Origin of the sequence: Varunaivibrio sulfuroxidans, assembly GCF_029318635.1 — a bacterium.
Lineage (GTDB): Bacteria > Pseudomonadota > Alphaproteobacteria > Rhodospirillales > Magnetovibrionaceae > Varunaivibrio > Varunaivibrio sulfuroxidans.
The window spans coordinates 479600-496944 of record NZ_CP119676.1; the positions used below are offsets into that span (position 1 = coordinate 479600).

The window sequence follows — 17345 nt, forward strand, 5'->3', positions numbered from 1 at the left end:
AGGCCTCCCAGCGGAATAAGGAACGGAAAATAGGAACGATCATGTCGGCAACTGCCGAAAAAAAAGGGAAGCTCATAACCTTTGAAGGCGGCGAGGGAGGGGGGAAGTCAACCCAGATCGGACTTTTGACGAAGGCCCTCAAAGCGCGCGGCCTAGAGGTCGTGCGCACGCGCGAACCCGGCGGAACGCCGGGGGGAGAGAAAATACGCTCCCTGTTGGTCAATGGCGATATCGATCTGTGGAAACCTCTTAGCGAGGCGTTGCTAAACTATGCGGCGCGCTTCGAACATGTTTCCCGGCTGATCGTTCCCGCGCTTGAACGGGGGGCCTGGGTATTGTCGGACCGCTTTTCCGACTCGACCCTAGCCTACCAAGGCTATGCCCATGCCCTGGACCGGGAAACGATCGCGCGTTTGCACCGTCTTGTTCTCGGCGCCTTCGAACCCGACCTCACCCTAATCTTGGATATCCCCGTCGATGTCGGCCTGGCCCGCGCCCGCGCCCGCGGCGATGGGGAAGATAGGTACGAACGCATGGAGGTGTCTTTTCACCATCGATTGCGTGATGGGTTTTTGGATATTGCGCGAAAAAATATCGCCCGCTGCGCCATTATCGACGGTGAACCCGGCGTGGATGATGTGCAGCGCGCGATCCGCGCCGTGGTGCAATCGCGTTTCGGGATTGATTTGTCATGAGCAAACCGCCGGGACCACAAGAAGGGGACGCGGCTCCGGACCATCCGCGTTACGCCGGTACGTTGATCGGTCACGATGCGCCCGAAGCCGCTCTTTTGGAGGCTTATAACACCAAGCGCCTTCACCACGCTTGGTTGTTTTGCGGTCCCCGGGGCATCGGCAAGGCGACGTTGGCTTACCGTTTCGCCCGTTTTTTATTGGTCCACGGCGGCGAACAGGGCGGAAAACAGAAAAGTGCCGCCGCGCAGGGGGGAACGGAAGGATTGTTCGCTCCGACCCCACCTTCTCCTCCAGGTGCGCCGACCGCCCACGCCTCGAAGCACAATAGCTTAAGCGTTCCCGACGATGATCCTATCGGGCGGCGCGTGAAGGCAGGAGGGCACGGCGATTTACTGACCATCGAAAGACGGCGCGACGAACGCAGCGGAAAACTGAAAAGTGAGATTGTGGTCGATGACGTTCGCGCCATAAGCCACTTCATGGCGCTGACCACGTCGGAAGGCGGCTGGCGGGTCGCGATCATCGACAGCGCCGACGACATGAACACGGCTTCGGCGAACGCCGTACTCAAAATTCTCGAAGAGCCACCGAACAATAGTCTGCTGATTTTGATTAGCCACAATCCGGGACGTCTGTTGCCGACAATTCGCTCGCGATGCCGCAAAGTGGGGCTATCTCCGTTGAAGGAAGATCAGGTGCGTGATCTTCTGTGCGCCCGACGTCCCGACGTCACCCCCGAGGGCGCCGATGCGCTCGCGCATTTAGCGGAAGGGTCGATCGGCCGGGCGCTTGATCTTTTCGATGAGGGCGGGCTCGATCTTTTCGATGAGGTGGCGACGTTGATGTCGAGCCTCGCGGCGTCCGCCGGGCGCGGGCGAATCGATGGAAAAGCCGTACAACGCCTGGGAGATCAAGTTTCGCGCGCGGGGAACGTCGATGCGTTTCGCACCGTTTCCGAAATGATCCAATGGTGGCTCTCGCGGATCGTTTTATGTGCCGGAGGAAAACCGCCGGAGGCGGGGAACCTTGAACGGAACGAAACGATCTTGCGGATATCGTGCGCCGCCCCTCTTGATCGTTGGCTGGAGGTGTGGGAAAAGATCAATCGTCTGATCGCGCGGACCGATGGCGCCCATCTCGACCGTAAACAGGTATTGATCGATATCTTTCTACTGGTGGAGGGCGTCGTTCTCGCCGCATGACGGGTGTTTGTTTTTTTGGTGGTCCCGCGACCGCCGTCTTCTAGGAGCCCGCCAATTCCCATGGCCGCCACGCAAAAAAAATATTACATCACCACACCGATTTATTATGTGAACGATATCCCCCACATTGGCCATGCCTACACGACATTGGCATGCGATGTCATGGCGCGCTTTAAGCGTTTGGACGGCTTCGACGTCAAGTTTCTGAGCGGTACCGACGAACACGGCCAAAAGGTAGAAAAATCCGCCGAGGCCAAGGGGATGGATCCGCAAGCGTTCACCGACGCCGTATCGCAAAATTTTCGCGATCTGTTGGGGGCGATGAATTTTTCCACCGACGATTTCGTTCGCACCACGGAGGCGCGTCACCGCGTTTCCGTGCAGGCGCTGTGGTCGAGATTATGCGATAGGGGGGCGATTTACCTTGATAAATACGCGGGTTGGTATTCGGTACGCGACGAAGCCTTTTACGGTGAAAAAGAGCTGACAAAGGGCGCCGACGGCCACTTCATCGCACCCACCGGGGCCGCCGTGGAATGGGTCGAGGAACCCAGTTATTTTTTCAGACTTTCCCAATGGCGACAGCCGCTGTTGGATTTCTATGAACAAAATCCCGATTTTATCGCGCCAACCTCGCGCCGTAACGAAGTGTTGAGTTTCGTTAAGGGCGGTTTGACTGACCTCTCGGTTTCGCGTACGACCTTTAAATGGGGCATTCCCGTGCCCGGCGACGACAGTCACATCATGTATGTATGGTTGGACGCCCTGACCAATTACCTGACCGCGGTGGGGTATCCCAACGAGGAGGGGAGGCAATACACCACCTATTGGCCCGCCGATTTGCATATGGTCGGCAAAGATATTTTGCGTTTTCACGCGGTTTACTGGCCTGCCTTTTTGATGGCGGCGGACCTTCCCTTGCCCAAAAGGGTGTTCGCGCACGGCTGGTGGACCAACGAGGGACAAAAAATTTCAAAATCCTTGGGCAACGTCATCGACCCGCTCGAACTGGTGGCGACCTACGGCCTCGACCCGGTGCGTTACTTTCTATTGCGCGAGGTGCCGTTCGGCAATGACGGAGATTTTTCCCGCCACGCGATGGTCGCCCGGATGAACGGCGAACTGGCGAACGACTACGGCAACCTGGCCCAGCGCGTGTTGTCGATGGTGGCGAAAAACTGCGCCGGAAAAGTTCCCACGATGGGCACGGCGAGCGATGACGACGACGCCCTGATCCGGCAAGGCGACGCTCTTCTGGACCTAGTCCGTCAAGCGATCGACGTTCAGGCCTACCACGAAGCCCTGGAGTATATCTGGGTGCTGATCCGCGCGGCGAACGCCTATATCGACCATCAGGCGCCGTGGAAGCTAAAGAAGGAAAACCCCGCGCGGATGGAAAGCGTTTTGTACGTCTTGTGTGAGACCGTTCGCAAGCTGGCGCTGCTGACACAACCGTTCATGCCCGATGCCTCGTCGTGCCTGCTCGATCAACTGGCAATCGCCGCAGATCACCGCGATTTTGCCCATTTCGGAGCGGACTGGGCCCTGACGCCCGGCCAAAATCTCAAACCGCCTCAGGGCGTGTTCCCACGCTACGTGGAACCGGAAGAAGAGGGGGGCTGAGGCGTTTCCCATGCTTGTCGATAGCCATTGCCATTTGGATTTCCCCGATTTCGCCGACGACCTGGATGCCGTGATCGCTCGCGCCGAAGCCGCCGGCGTGCGCACGTTGGTCAGTATCTGCACGCACGTTTCCCGCTTCGATCAAGTCCTGGCGATCGCCGAGCGCTATGAAAACGTTTACTGCACGGTAGGCGTCCATCCCCATAATGCACAAAGCGAGGGGGCTATCGACGCCCAGAAATTGGTCGCGCTGTGCGCGCACCCCAAGGTCATCGGACTGGGGGAAACGGGGCTGGATTATTTCTATGAACATTCCCCGAAGAATTTGCAAAAAAAGGCCTTTATCGCCCATATCGAGGCCGCGCGGGAAACCGGATTGCCGCTTATTGTCCATACCCGAGACGCCGATCCGGATATGATCGGCATTCTACGCCGGGAATATGCAAAGGGTTCCTTTCCGGGGGTGATCCACTGTTTCAGTTCGGGAAGTGAGCTGGCCCAGGCGGTTTTGGACATTGGCTTTTATATCTCGGTATCGGGAATCGCAACGTTTAAGAACGCTCAGGGCTTACGCGATACCCTTTCCGGCGTTCCCTTGGATCGCCTTCTGGTGGAAACCGACGCGCCCTATCTCGCTCCGATGCCCCACCGCGGAAAACGTAACGAACCGGCGTTTACCGTCAATACGGCCCATCGCGTCGCTGCAATTAAAAACGTCGGTGAAGATGTTTTTAACGCTGCCAGCTGCGATAACTTCTTTCGTTTATTCACCAAGGCGCGCCGCCCCGATTTCGCCTCCAAGGCCTTGTTTGAAGGAGACGCGCCATGCGGGTGACGATCCTGGGGTGCGGGGCATCCTCGGGAACGCCATCCATCGAGGCGGGGTGGGGCAGGTGCGATTCGAACGAACCAAAAAACCGCCGTCTGCGCCCCTCTATTCTCGTTCAGTCCGCGGCGACGTCGATCCTGGTGGATACGTCGCCCGACCTGCGTCAGCAACTTCTGAACGCCAATGTCAAAAGCCTTGATGGCGTCGTTTTTACCCATGCCCACGCCGATCACCTTCATGGCATAGACGATCTTCGCGGTATTAACCGACTGATGAACGCCAATATTTCAGCCTACGGCGATGCGGCGACGTTTACCGCCATACGCCAGCGCTTCGATTATATTCTCGAGCCGCTTTCGCAAGGGGCGCAATTTTACTACAAGCCCACATTAACCGAGCACCGCATCGTCAACGGGGAAACCTTCCATATCGGACCGATCGCGGTCACCTGTTTCGAGCAAAATCACGGTTATGGTCATACCCTGGGCTTTCGTTTTGACAATTTCGCCTATAGCACCGACCTGATGGCTTTGCCCGATGAGGCCTTTGATCTCCTCGTGGGTGTGAAAACTTGGGTCATAGGCGCCTTCACCGACCATAAGCATCCCACCCATGCTTCGGTGGATCAGGCGCTTGAGTGGATCGACAGAGTAAAACCGGAGCGCGCGGTGTTAACGCATATGAGCCCGCGGTTGGATTATCGTACGCTTAGGTCAAGCTTGCCCGACAACGTACTTCCGGCCTACGACGGGATGGTTTTGGATATTCCCTGAAATTTTTTCTTCCGGTCCGCGGCCCTGCGATAAACAAGCCAAATATCACTCAAAAAAACAAAGGCGCATACCGGAAAATTTTACCCCAAAAGAGATCGCGCATATCCATAAAAACCAAAGGCATCTTATAAAGTAAACTATTCAACATCCTTTCATAAAAAGAAAATACCATATTTTCCATAATATTCATTATGCGATTTGTTCTGGAACGTTGTCCCTGTTTCCCGTTCCATTCACGGGAACATTCCCTGCCTAAATAATACCTCTCCCCAGGAGGTTCGCCATGTCTAAGTGTCCGATCCGAAAGTTTTTCCATGATATCAGCCCCTTGCCAAGAGCGCTCCCAATCCTTTGCCAACCTGCGACAGTGCCCGAGCCATGCAAACATGCGTTCGACGACCCAACGACGGGGCTGCTCTTCGAAGCCTTCGGCTTTATCGGCGCGCTTAACGATCTGCAGGGTCCATTTCCCGATCTTGTCCAGCGCGCCCCTGAGTTTTGGTCCTGCATAACCACCATCGGCGAAGATATGGCGCAACCACGGGAACGCATGACGGATCGAATTGAGCACGATGGGCGCGCCGTCCCGGTCCTGAATGTCCGCGCCGTGAACGGCCAGACCGACGAGCAATCCGGTCGTATCGATGACGATGTGGCGTTTACGGACCCTTGTTGATCTTTTTTACCCGCGTCATAGCCCGCGATACCGCCGCTTTCCGTGGCTTTGGCGCTCTGACTATCGACCACGCCCGCCGTCGGACTGGCCTCCCGCCCCAGGGCTTCCCGCGCCGTCATGACCAGATGATGGTTGATCGTGCGAAGAAGACCGTTGTCGCGCCAATCGTAAAAAATACCGACGCACCGTTGAAGCCGGAGGGAAGTCGTTCGGCAACATCCGCCACTGACAGCCCGTAGACGCCATGTACAAAATGGCATCGAAGACATCCCGAAGGTCCGTGGTTCGTGGGACGGCCCCCGGGCCTCGGCGGCGGAAGCAAAGGCGCAACGTGGCTCCACTCCTCATCCGTCACGTCGCTTGCGTATCGCCGTCCTGTGCGCTCATACTCCGGGCGGGTGATTTCAATCCACATCTTGTGACACCTCATTTGCTTCATCACAAACGAGAGAATCTCAAATGACTGAAATCACTAAACTATTTTTGGATCAGCCTCTTAGAGGTAAATCAGACCTCAGGTTTAAGTCCACTAATAGGCTCAAGCTGCTCGACGACGTCTTCGATGGCGCTGATGACCACTGTTTTATCATCTGCAAAAATGCTCTTCGAAAACCTGTCAGAACCAGACCAGTACGCCTTAGCCATAAGTGCGACCCTGGAAACTTCAGCGGCTATTTCAGGGTTCTGAGTTTCAAGAGCTTCTGGGTTCAAGAGGATGGCAGGCACCTCCCCGGTTATGGCGCCATTATACGAGCCGAGTGTCAGCATGATGTCAACAAGCCCTTGGAGCATAAGAGCTGCATATATCTGCTCTTTTTCCTTTCTGTCCCTTTCGCGTTGCCTCTCTTGTTCACGGACTGGAATTGTCGCAGATGTGTAGACAACAACTGCAGTAAAGGAAGCCGCGCCTGCTGCGAAAATGCCCGTGATAAGGGTCTGAAACCGCGCAACTATCTTGGTGCCCTCGGAGTCAGGGTAAAGAAACACCAGGCTAATAGTGGCTACAAAGCTAAAGGCGGTAAGCACCACAAAAGTGGGCATATGCTTTTCTACGTATTTTTCCATGAACAACATCCGATAGTTGTTTTCTCCGGGAGGGCAGTATGACCCTCCCCCCGCCCAAAGAAAACACCAAATCAGACAACTTCGGATGGAATGCAGGTCCCCGGGAGATTACATCCCGCGAAATCAATAACACCCTGATCGGCCATGAGGTTGCACGGGACACGTACCTTGATGGTCGTATTCGTGAGCGCCAGCTCAATGAACAATCGGAACATATCATTCGGCACTTGGAGCGCATGGGTATTCAGGGCCGCACGGCCCGCGGTGAACCGCCGCACCCATGTTCTGTTTCGCAGTACCCGATACCAGGGCAAAAAGAAATGGACGGGGTTCCTTGAGTTCGCCCGAAACTATTTCCCCAAAGGTTACGTCCACGACAGCAAGGTGCAAAAGGCGAATGAGGTCGTTAAGTATATCTTTAAACACGCTGAATTCGACCTTCTGACGGATCAGGAATTTGCGGAGTTGTTTCACCAAGTCTCAGGCGGCCGTTGTCAGGTTCCTGCACCACCAACGCCAACGCCAACGCTCACACCCGCCACGTCTGGCAAGACGCCAAGGACCGGACTGACGCGCTCCGGCTGGCCGATTGGGGCAAGCGCATCTACAAGCGCCGAAAAGAAACAGTCGAACGCTCGTTCGCCGATGCCAAGCAACTCCACGGACACCGCTATGCCCGGTTCCGAGGTCAAACCGCTGTCGCTTGTCAGTGCCTACTCGCCGCCGCCGCTCAGAACATCAAGAAAATCGCCCTGGCAGTGGTGCCGAACGCAGCCCCAACCCCGACCTGACCGGCAGGGCGTCCGCGCGCCCGGAGAGAACACCCAACGATAATAACCAAAAGAAAAACCCCGCCGAAAATCAACGGGGTTTGTCAGCAGGCTGAAACGCCCCCGAAGGGGCGTTTTGTTTGGGTCCCGGCTTCATCCCGCCCTTTTCGTCTACGCTTTCCATGCGCTCGCCCCTTTTTCCACGCTTCGCCCGACAATATAACCGCCGACGCCGATTTTCCGCCTAACCCACATGTCGGGCGGAATTTCCGCCGTCGGTGTGCCGAACAAGGGCCCAACAAGACAATTGTAAGATAGTTGTCGGCGATGATGCTGGTCCGAACGGCACCATCATGGCATAGGATGCGAGGCGCTTCGGCTTTGATGTCGAGTTTTGCGGATAAGGTCGGCGTCACCGGTCCCTTCCCGCCTCTTTCCCAGCGCGATGAAATGGGTGGAAGCGCTCTTCGTTCACATCCTTGAATTGCTCTTTGATCTCCAGTACTTGGGGCAAAACGATCATGAATTTCTCAATCAGCAAAGGCTCGAAGTGCGCGCCCGACTCTTGTTCAAGAAGAGCGACGGCCCGTTCCACCGGCCACGCATCCTTGTAGGGGCGTTCGGAAATCAGCGCATCGAAAACATCGGCGACAGCCGATATTCGACCGACGAGGGGGATATCCTCGCCCTTAAGCCCCCGAGGATACCCACTGCCATCCCATTTTTCATGGTGCGTGACGGCGATAACCCTCGCCATCTCCATAAGATCGGACGTATGTGATCCCAAGATTTCAGCGCCGATCTCGGTGTGGGTTTTCATAATTTCCCATTCACCGGGATCCAGCTTTCCAGGCTTCAAGAGCACCCTATCGGGGATTCCTATTTTCCCGATATCGTGCATCGGGCTGGCATTAAGCAATATTTGACTTTGCCGTTCGTCCATTCCGATGGCTTGCCCCAGAAGTTGACACGTTTTGCTCATGCGGATGACATGCATGCCTGTTTCATTGTCTTTGTATTCCGCCGCCGCACCCAACCTACGCACCACTTCGAGGCGGGTTTCTTCGAGTTCTCGGGTTCGCTCCTTGACCTTGCGGTCCAAGGCCATATTTTGCTCGCGCACTTGATTGTGCAGTAGGCGAATTTCAATCAAGTTTCGAATGCGCGTCATCGCCTCGATTTGATCGAACGGCTTATTGAGAAAATCCTGCGCACCCGCCTCCAGCGCTTTGTAGCGGGTTTCTTGGTCGGTTTGCGCGGTCAAGATCATGACGGGCGGGTAATCGTCGCCTTCGCACAAGGCGCGCAATTTTTCGAGCACTTGATACCCGTCCAGATGCGGCATACGAATATCCAGCAAAATGAGATCGTGCCGTTCCTGCTTATAAAGCGCCTCCACCTCGCGGGGGTCGGTTACGCCATGGATATTAGTGTAGCCTCTGTTTTCCAGAAGCTTGCTCAAAAGCATGACATTCGATGCATTGTCATCGACGATCAGAAGCTTGGCGTTGAGAATATGCGCAGGGATATTGGTCATGAGCCTATGTTTCAGTTATCGCGTTTCGGCCCTAACTATGTAGGCATTCACATCAATCGTGTTAAGGGTGTTTTTAAAATGCCTCAATTCAAAGACCTCCGTGCCAAATCGGCCTTTGATCGGCCACGAACGCTTGGCTCATCGGCGTTAATCACGTCATTATGATTTTTGGATTCGGTATGTCTTGGCGCCAGGGCGTACATAGACCCTGTACGCACGATCGTACTTTTTTCGCAAGGAGGTTCGCCGTATGTTCAATATGTTCAAGAAAAACGACAAAAACATCCAAGAATCCATTGAAAATAAAGATTACGAAGGCTTGCCTCCCGAGGTGATAGAGGAAATAGCGAAGGACATAATCCTGACCACCGAGGCGACGATGTCGGGATATCGGGTCACACAGAGAATTGAAATCATTACCGCGGAATGCGTTTTCGGCATGAATTTGTTCAGGGATTTTTTCGCTGGGATTCGCGATATTATCGGCGGGCGGAGTAAAGCATCACAGAAAGTCCTGCGCGACTCGCGTAAGATCTGCCTGAATGAACTAAGGAGAGAAGCCTTGATGGTCGGCGCGAACGCCGTTATCGGTGTCGATCTCGATTACAACGAAATTTCCGGTGACGGAAAATCCATGCTGTTTCTCGTCGCCAGTGGTACTGCCGTGACCGTTGAAAAAAATCCCGACTGACTGACGACGGCGGTTTTTCGGTCTAGGTCAATGGTCTCCGCTCCTGAAAGAGGACGCCTGCGCGTATGTATCTTGATTTTTTCGATATCAAGGAAACGCCCTTTTCGATAACGCCCGACCCGCGCTATCTCTATCTCAGTCCTCGCCATCAAGAAGCATTGGCCCATTTGTTGTACGCGGTGACCGGGAGCGGCGGTTTCGTCATGCTCAGCGGCGAGGTCGGAGCCGGAAAAACGACCCTGTGCCGCAGTTTCCTAGAACACGTTCCCGATGACGTCGATATCGCCCTGATCGTCAATCCTCGCCTCGATGAGTTGGAGCTGATGTTGACCATCTTGGACGAATTGTCGATCGTCCGCCCCCCTGCCCCCCATTCCCTGAAAACGACATTCGACGCCTTGAACGCGTACCTGATCGAGGCGCACGCCAAAAATCGGCGTACGGTGTTAATCATCGACGAGGCTCAAAATTTATCGGCGTCCCTGCTTGAACTCATTCGTCTGTTGACCAATTTGGAAACGGCGAAAACCAAGCTTCTACAAATCATCCTTATCGGCCAGCCCGAGCTCGAAACCATTCTTGCGCGATCCGAATTGCGGCAAATATCCCAACGGATAACGGCGCGGTACGCCTTAAGAGCGCTAAACCGTAAGGAAACCGGAAAATACATCCATCATCGCCTGGAGGTGGCCGGTTTGGCGGGGCGGTTGTTCACGGACCGGGCGATCGGTGCGGTCTATCGGCACAGTCAGGGCGTTCCTCGGCTTATCAACACGGTATGCGACCGGGCGCTCTTGGGCGCTTATGTCGGCGGACGTCAAAAAATTGATGTCGCAATCGTAAAAAAGGCCATCGACGAAGTGGGGCGCGGTCCTTCGCCACGCCGATATAGCGGTTATCTGGGCGGTGCGGTGGCGATCGGCGTCATCTTGTTAGGCGTGGCGTCTTGGCTGTTTGCGCCGCAACAAATGGACCGCGCCATCGCCTACACGAATGTCCACGCCATCTTGGGCGATCTGAAGGGGTGGGCCGGAAATGGTTTGGCGACCCTAAATACATTTTGGACCGCAGACTTTCATGGCGGCGAGACATCGCCCCCCCTGCCCTCATCCGTCGTTATCGAAGCGCCCACACATATATATAAGGCCCCTCCTTCCTCCCCCACACCGGTGCAAGAAGAACACGTTATGGCGGCGCCCACAGCCCCCGATTCGGAGACCCCGAAACCGACGCCGGAAACCATACAAAACGCGCAGAAGAACGGCCTTTCCCAGACACCGCTAAAATTGCCCTCAAAACAGCGCGCGGAGCGCACCTTGAACAATGCCTATGTCACTTTGTTTCGTGCATGGGGAAAAGACTATGCTCGTCTAACTGGCTTCAGTCCCTGCGAAAAAGCCGCCCTGTCCGGGCTTAGCTGTCTGCGCGGACAGGGCGGTTTAGCCGATTTGGACGCCCTCAATTTACCGGCCTTAGTCCGCCTTGAGGCTTCGACCTCGCCGGAGAGCGCATCCGTGTCGGCATCCTACGCCATCGTGACCGCCATGGATCGCACCCAAGTAAGTCTTTCCAGCGGATCGATCCAAGACGTTCTCCCCCGACCCGCGTTTCGCGCTCTGTGGGACGGAAATTATCTCTTGCTCTGGCCCGTGCCGAAAGGCGTGCGCCCAATCCTGCGTCAAGGCATGCGTGGGAACGACGTCATATGGTTGCGCTCCATTCTTGCCCGGACCGAAGGCTCGGCAACCATCGAGCAAGCCCCCCCGCCCCCCGCCGACGCTATTTTCGACGACAGCCTCGTCCGCCGAGTTCGGGTCTTTCAGCGCACCCATGCCTTGCCCGTTGATGGGGTCGCCGGACCACAAACCATCGCCCGTCTTCTTGGCCTTCTGGGATGGAACCATGCGCCGGTTTTGCATCCCTCCCGCACCTCCAAAGAACCCCAGGCGCGGCGCCAAACACCGCCGCCCGGCAACGGTTGAGGAAAGCGCAATGTCCTATATTCTCGACGCGCTGCGAAAATCCGAAGCGCAACGCAACAAGGAAACGCCACCCTCCGCCGAGAACTTCACGCTCGGGGAGACGAACACTCTCGGATTTCGCCGCATTGGAGCGTGGTTCAAGCCGGCCGTCGCCATCGCTGTTTTTTTCACCCTCCTCGCCCTTGTCGCCATCATCGCCAAAGTATCCATCCGCGCACCCTCACCATCTCCCCGCGCCGCCGCGTCGCAATCTCCTCCGCCGGTCGCGCAACAAAAAGGTCCACGGGCGTCCGTCCCCCAACCCATCGAAGAAACCGTTGCATCCCCGCGCGCATCAACGACGCGGCCTTCGCATACGTCTTTGGCGCGCACGGATATGCTTGCGCGGACACCCGTGCGCCCGCCGCCGCATCCAATTCCCACACCATTCCGTCCAACGTCACCGCCCCATCCAACGCAGAAAAACACATCCGCCGCCGCCCCCTCCTCCGTTTCTGGATCGCCCACGCCCGCCGCCACGAAACCCGCCGCGCGACATAGCGAAGCCGGCCCGACCAAGAGCGCGCAAGATATCCTTAAGCAGGGTTGGAAGAACATCAATGAAGGCCTTTTCAATCAGGCCTATGACGACTTTTCCCAGGCCGTCGCCCTAGAGCCCGGATTCGCCAAGGCCTGGTTCGCCCGGGGATGGGCCGAGGAAAAAAGAGGCCACAGAGAGGGGGCCATCGCGGACTATTCTCGCGTTCTCAAGTTGACCCCCGGAGATGCGCAGTCTTTTCTCAGTCGTGGCGTGCTTAGATTTTACAACGACGACTTCGATCGCGCCGCCTTGGATTTTAAATCCGCGGCGCGCTTCGCGCGGCCCGAACTTGAACGCTATGCCTTGTTGTGGCTTTATGTCGCGGACCGCCGCGGAGACGTCAAGCGCGACGCCGATCTTCAAGATTATCTGCGAACGATTGATTTGACCCCATGGCCCGGCGTTATCCTGAAACATTTCGATGCGAAGGCGAGTCGAGAGGACGTCGAGAGAGGAATCGCGCAATCGGATGATGTAAAGGGGCAGCGCCGGCGGGCCTGCGTCGCTTATTATTTTCTCGGCCAAAAGGCGTTGATTGACGGCGACCCCATCCAGGCGAAGACCGATTTCAACCGCGCCGTACAGACGGGCGTCACCGATTACCGGCAATACGAAGCGGCCCAATTCGCATTGAGACGCCTTTCTGTGGCGCCGGGAAATACGCGACCTTAGGGTGACGTAATAAAATCTGGAGCCGGTTTACCGATGAAATAGCCCTGAACATACATGACGCCGCAATCCTTAGCGAACTGATACATCGCTTCGTCTTCAATCATTTCGGCTATGGTTTCCACGCCTAAATCGCGGCACAGGTTGGACAGGGCCTTCAAAAAAGCCCGCCCTTTGGACACCTTGTAAGCATTGCGGACGACCGGCCCGTCGAATTTGACAATATCGACGTCAAGGGTGCTTAAATATTCGAAATTTGCCGCCCCCGCACCAAAATCATCAAGGCAAACCTTATAGCCATGGGCACGAATTTTTTTGATGACTTCGCCCGCATCGTCAAGATTTCCTATTTTCGAGGATTCCGTGATTTCAAACATCAAACTACGTTGCGTCCACGGATACAGATCGAAAATTTCAAAGAGCCCGGTTTGATATTTGCTCGAAAGAAGGGACTTCCCCGAAATGTTCACGGCGGCGCAAATCGATCCGTCTCGGGGGGCGCCCGACATCCGATCGACCACCTTGCGCAGCATCGCCATGTCGAAATCGGAGATCAATCCCGTCTCCTCGGCGAAAATCACTGTTTCATAGGGCGAGGTGCTACCTTCATCCTTGTCGAAACGCACCAGCGCTTCGTAATGGTGTATTTTATCGTCGGCAATCGATGCGATTGGCTGAAAAGCGATTTCAAACGCGTTGTCACGGACAATTTTACGGAACCCGAGAACCGTTTCAGAGGCCTGGTGGACCAACTGCTTCATGTTCAGTGTCAAGTTTTCGATCGTAAACGTGCTGTCCTTGGCGTTGCGGAATTTGTTAATGGCGAAGACCAGTCCGTTGGCGAGATCCTCGGGGCTGGCGCCGTGTTCCAATTCATTGCTGACCGGGATACTGGCCGTTCCGATCTCGACCCCCTTTCCCAATGGATCGGCGTCGCGCGTCATATTCGTGATTTGCTGCTTTAGATCATCGACCGCGACCCCCGTTCCATGGACAAGGCTGTAGCGGTTTTCGGAAAGCGCCGCCGCGGCGTCGCCGTCAATCGAGTTGACCCTAAGCGTCGAGCCTATCGTGTTAAAAAGATTTTTCCCTGCGGTTTCGTCCAGCCGTGAACGCAGGTCGTCGAATTCGCGAAGTTCGATCATCGTCACCTGCGAACCGGGGGGAAGCGGCTGTCTCGACACCAGTTCTTTTAGCTTTTGGTTGTAAGACCCCGAATCAAGCAAGCCCGAGACCCCATCGACAATTTTTTTATGCGGGGACGTAAGCCTGCTGAGGGATAAGTAGTAATGCCCACCCAAATCGTTGAGAACGTACCCCGCAAAGCTCACCGGACGCGATGCATTGCGAAAGCGGACGCGAATATCCTCAAATCGCCCCCTCTTGCGCGCAGCTAACAATACGGCGCGGACCAGCGGCTTGTCTTCATCGGAAATAAAATCGCAAAGCGGTTTTTGTTGCATGCTTTGCATGGTTTCACCCAGGAGAGATTCGCTCGCTCCGCCGACAAAGACAACACGGGCGTCCGTATCCAATTCCAGCAAAACATCCGACCGGCAAAAAGCCAAGGCGACGAAGCGATCCCGTTCTTTCTTGATGTTCACAACATTTTCCAAAAGAAGCTTAAAAAAACGCCCTTAACCATGCGTCTTTATGCATTTGCAGTCGATCGCGTAGATTTCTTCCATTCAGGTTATCATGCTTGGGTTCAGGGTTTCTTATAGATCAGACCAGCGACACTTGCGCGCGCGCGCCTAGGTGCAAACTCTCGTTGAGAACCTCAATCAATGCCGCCGAATCGAACGGTTTTGTTAGGTAGTGTTCGACCCCCGCCTCTAGGCTGCTCGCAACCTCCGAAGGCATTATATTTGCGCTAAGGGCAATGACGGGGACATCGCGTAACATATTATTTTCACGTATTTTTTTTATAACGATGGTTCCCGATGATCCGGAAAAATCCAAATCCACAAGCACCGCGCCCGGCGGCGTTTTTTGAGCCTCTTTCATGCCCGATTCGAGACTGGACGCACAAACAAGATTAAGCTGCGGCAGCGTCGAAAATATTTTTTCCATCAAGACCAGATTGGCCGCCGTATCATCGATGTACAAGACGTCCAATCGTCCACTCGGGAAATTTTCTCCGCGGGCCACCCGACGAATGATATCGGGATCATTTTCCCCTAATATCTCGACAAAAGGACTGGAAGAGGAGACGAGAGGTATGTCGATCCAAAAATCGGCTCCCTGTCCCTCGATGCTGTGAAAGCCGATATGCCCATCCATCATCAAAATAAGTTGTTTGGATATGGTGAGGCCTATTCCGGTCCCTTCAATTTCGCTCTGCTCGACATTCAGGCGGGAAAACGGCTTGAAAACGTTGATAAATTCATGCTCGGGAATGCCTATCCCCGTATCCGAAATTCTAAGACGGGCAAACCCGTCCCCGTCAATCTCAAGTTTTATACGAACTTCACCCCCCTCATGATTATATTTCACGGCATTGGAAAGTAGATTGAGGATCACCTGTTTTAGGCGTGTATAATCGGCGCGTACGTATATGTGATGGTGGGGGGCGACCACGCATCGAATCGATACTTTCCGAGATTCCGCCACCGGCGCAATGAAGCTGAGACACTCCTCAAGAACGTCGAGGAAGTCCACCTCTTCAATCGAAACCGTCACCTTCCCCGATTCAATTTTAGAAAGGTCCAGTATTTGATTGACCAAACCCAGCAGATGGTTCCCCCCTTTCACGATTTGGTCGATATTTTCGGCTTGCGTTTCCGGCAAGGGGCTGTTGATATCGCACTTTAACAATTGAGAAAATCCGAGGATGGCGTTCAGCGGCGTGCGCAGTTCGTGGCTCATGGACGACAGAAAGTCGGACTTCGCGTTGTTCGCCCGGACGGCCTCTTTTCGCGCTATCTCGGCCGAGGCCTTGGCTTCCTGAAGCGCTTTTTCGGCGGCCATTCGGGCCGTAACATCCATTCCCAAGGAAGCCACGCCAACCACATCGCCGTTCTCGTCGAGCAGAGGAGCGTCGAACCATTCACACATGATGATCGAGCCGTCCTCTCTTTTATTCCGGTGCGTGCTTTGCATCGGCCGCTTGGCTCGCATCATGTCAAAGAGGGTTTGCTTCGCCACATCCAATTCCTCGGCCTCGACCATTCGATCCAGGCACGCCCTTCCAATCATTTCGGTTCTCTTGAAGCCGAAAATTTTTTCCGCGGCCGCGTTCCATCCCCGGCAAACCAACTTCGGACTCCAAGAAATGGCCGCCATCGGCATATTTTCCAAATGTTGGGAAAGCATGCGCTGGCTACGCGCCAATTCCCGCTCGGCGATCTCATGCGCATCAACACGCTTTCTGAGTTCCCGTGTGCGTTTTTCGACTCGCTCTTCGAGCTCTTCGCGCGCATCGTCCATGGCCGAGTAGGTGACTTCGATATTTTCCTGCATTTGGTTTATAATGCGCACGGCGTCGTCGAGCTCATCGCCTCCCTCCGCGCGATGCTTTTTACGGCTGAGAGTGAGCCGCGGATTTTTTTTGCTGGGATCAAAATCTTGCAACGATTGCGCAATGGCGAGCAAGTGACGGGTAATCTGGGAATGAAATAGGAAAAGCATAAACCCGGCGACCAGGAAAAATTTGACCGCATTGACCGCGAAAAGCACAACCCCCTGATCGATTAATCGACCAACGACGGCGTCGAGGCTCGCAACGACACGCACGTGAGCGATGATACGGTTTTCGCCATGATAGCGGTGCAGCAGCGGGATAGACGCCACGATAGACCGACCCGACACGCGTTCTCCGGCCGTCCATTTTTCCCCACTGGTCAAGGTGAGTTCCAGATATTCAATGCCGGGTAACCGTGATAGACCTTCCAGTTGATCTTTGATTTGTTGCCCATCAATCACCCAGGCGCTGCTGGAAAGGCTTTGCAACTGGCCGGTGCGAATACGATCGATAGTTCGCGTGATTTCGGATACGTCGCGCCGATATTCAAAAATCAACTGGGCCGCCGTCGTGATTAACGTTATGAACGCGCTGAACAAGACGACCAACAACGCCAACTTCAACCCAACACGACTAATGTTTCTAAACGGGTGAGGAGCCGATGTTTCTCTGTCTTTAGGAAGGCGTATCATGTTGAAACTCAAAAGCCCTGTTCGCACTGCCCTTGCCGACTTACCGTCCGGGACATTCAACCACGTGGGTGCCGACCACAAGAATATGGGACGGTAAA

At 55.1% G+C, this 17345-nt stretch carries 13 protein-coding genes and 2 pseudogenes; 10 read left to right on the top strand and 5 right to left on the bottom strand.

The features are described 5' to 3' along the window. Window positions 1-41: 41 nt before the first annotated feature. From tmk to P3M64_RS02150, 5 genes are read left to right on the top strand one after another with little or no spacing between them, the layout of a single operon-like run. The gene (gene tmk, locus P3M64_RS02130; protein WP_132938310.1) at window positions 42-695 is read left to right on the top strand and encodes a dTMP kinase; all 654 of its coding nucleotides are present in this window, start codon (window positions 42-44) and stop codon (window positions 693-695) included. Continuing rightward, a complete protein-coding gene (locus P3M64_RS02135; protein WP_132938309.1) occupies window positions 692-1897 on the top strand; it encodes a DNA polymerase III subunit delta' in 1206 nt (401 codons plus the stop codon). The genes tmk and P3M64_RS02135 overlap by 4 nt, the downstream gene beginning before the upstream one ends. Window positions 1898-1957: 60 nt before the next feature. Next, a complete protein-coding gene (metG, locus tag P3M64_RS02140) occupies window positions 1958-3520 on the top strand; it encodes a methionine--tRNA ligase (RefSeq protein WP_132938308.1) in 1563 nt (520 codons plus the stop codon). A gap of 10 nt (window positions 3521-3530) precedes the next feature. Then, entirely contained in the window at window positions 3531-4355 is an 825-nt protein-coding gene (locus P3M64_RS02145; protein ID WP_132938307.1) for a TatD family hydrolase, read from the top strand. Beyond that, entirely contained in the window at window positions 4346-5122 is a 777-nt protein-coding gene (locus P3M64_RS02150; protein WP_132938306.1) for an MBL fold metallo-hydrolase, read from the top strand. Before P3M64_RS02145 ends, P3M64_RS02150 begins: the two co-directional genes overlap by 10 nt. Before the next feature lie 322 nt (window positions 5123-5444). Here the strand turns inward: P3M64_RS02150 and P3M64_RS02155 are convergent. After that, window positions 5445-6213, bottom strand: a pseudogene (locus P3M64_RS02155) (IS5 family transposase); the annotation flags it as partial. 92 nt (window positions 6214-6305) lie between these two features. After that, on the bottom strand, window positions 6306-6863 hold the full coding sequence (locus P3M64_RS02160) for a hypothetical protein (protein ID WP_132938305.1): 558 nt from the start codon (window positions 6861-6863) through the stop codon (window positions 6306-6308). A 38-nt stretch (window positions 6864-6901) separates the two neighbouring features. On the opposite strand from P3M64_RS02160, the gene P3M64_RS02165 reads away from it, so the two are divergent. Further along, window positions 6902-7201, top strand: a complete 300-nt coding sequence (locus P3M64_RS02165) for a hypothetical protein (protein ID WP_132938304.1) — start codon at window positions 6902-6904, stop codon at window positions 7199-7201. Between the two features lie 150 nt (window positions 7202-7351). After that, a pseudogene (locus P3M64_RS02170) lies at window positions 7352-7654 on the top strand (transposase); the annotation flags it as partial. 391 nt (window positions 7655-8045) lie between these two features. Here the strand turns inward: P3M64_RS02170 and P3M64_RS02175 are convergent. Beyond that, window positions 8046-9170 carry an HD-GYP domain-containing protein gene (locus P3M64_RS02175; RefSeq protein ID WP_132938303.1) on the bottom strand — a complete coding sequence of 375 codons (1125 nt, stop codon included), beginning with the start codon at window positions 9168-9170 and terminating at the stop codon, window positions 8046-8048. A gap of 250 nt (window positions 9171-9420) precedes the next feature. On the opposite strand from P3M64_RS02175, the gene P3M64_RS02180 reads away from it, so the two are divergent. From P3M64_RS02180 to P3M64_RS02190, 3 genes are all read left to right on the top strand, one after another. Further along, window positions 9421-9861: a YbjQ family protein gene (locus P3M64_RS02180; protein WP_132938302.1), complete on the top strand. Its 441-nt coding sequence runs from the start codon at window positions 9421-9423 to the stop codon at window positions 9859-9861. Window positions 9862-9926: 65 nt separating this feature from the next. Further along, window positions 9927-11843: an ExeA family protein gene (locus P3M64_RS02185; RefSeq protein ID WP_132938301.1), complete on the top strand. Its 1917-nt coding sequence runs from the start codon at window positions 9927-9929 to the stop codon at window positions 11841-11843. A gap of 10 nt (window positions 11844-11853) precedes the next feature. Then, window positions 11854-13095, top strand: coding sequence for a tetratricopeptide repeat protein (locus P3M64_RS02190; RefSeq protein ID WP_132938300.1), 1242 nt, complete (start codon window positions 11854-11856; stop codon window positions 13093-13095). Here the strand turns inward: P3M64_RS02190 and P3M64_RS02195 are convergent. Together P3M64_RS02195 and P3M64_RS02200 are read right to left on the bottom strand one after the other, a co-directional pair. Next, window positions 13092-14696 carry a sensor domain-containing phosphodiesterase gene (locus P3M64_RS02195; RefSeq protein ID WP_132938299.1) on the bottom strand — a complete coding sequence of 535 codons (1605 nt, stop codon included), beginning with the start codon at window positions 14694-14696 and terminating at the stop codon, window positions 13092-13094. The genes P3M64_RS02190 and P3M64_RS02195 overlap by 4 nt on opposite strands. Window positions 14697-14817: 121 nt before the next feature. Then, entirely contained in the window at window positions 14818-17172 is a 2355-nt protein-coding gene (locus tag P3M64_RS02200; RefSeq protein ID WP_165886241.1) for an ATP-binding protein, read from the bottom strand. Window positions 17173-17345 lie beyond the last annotated feature (173 nt).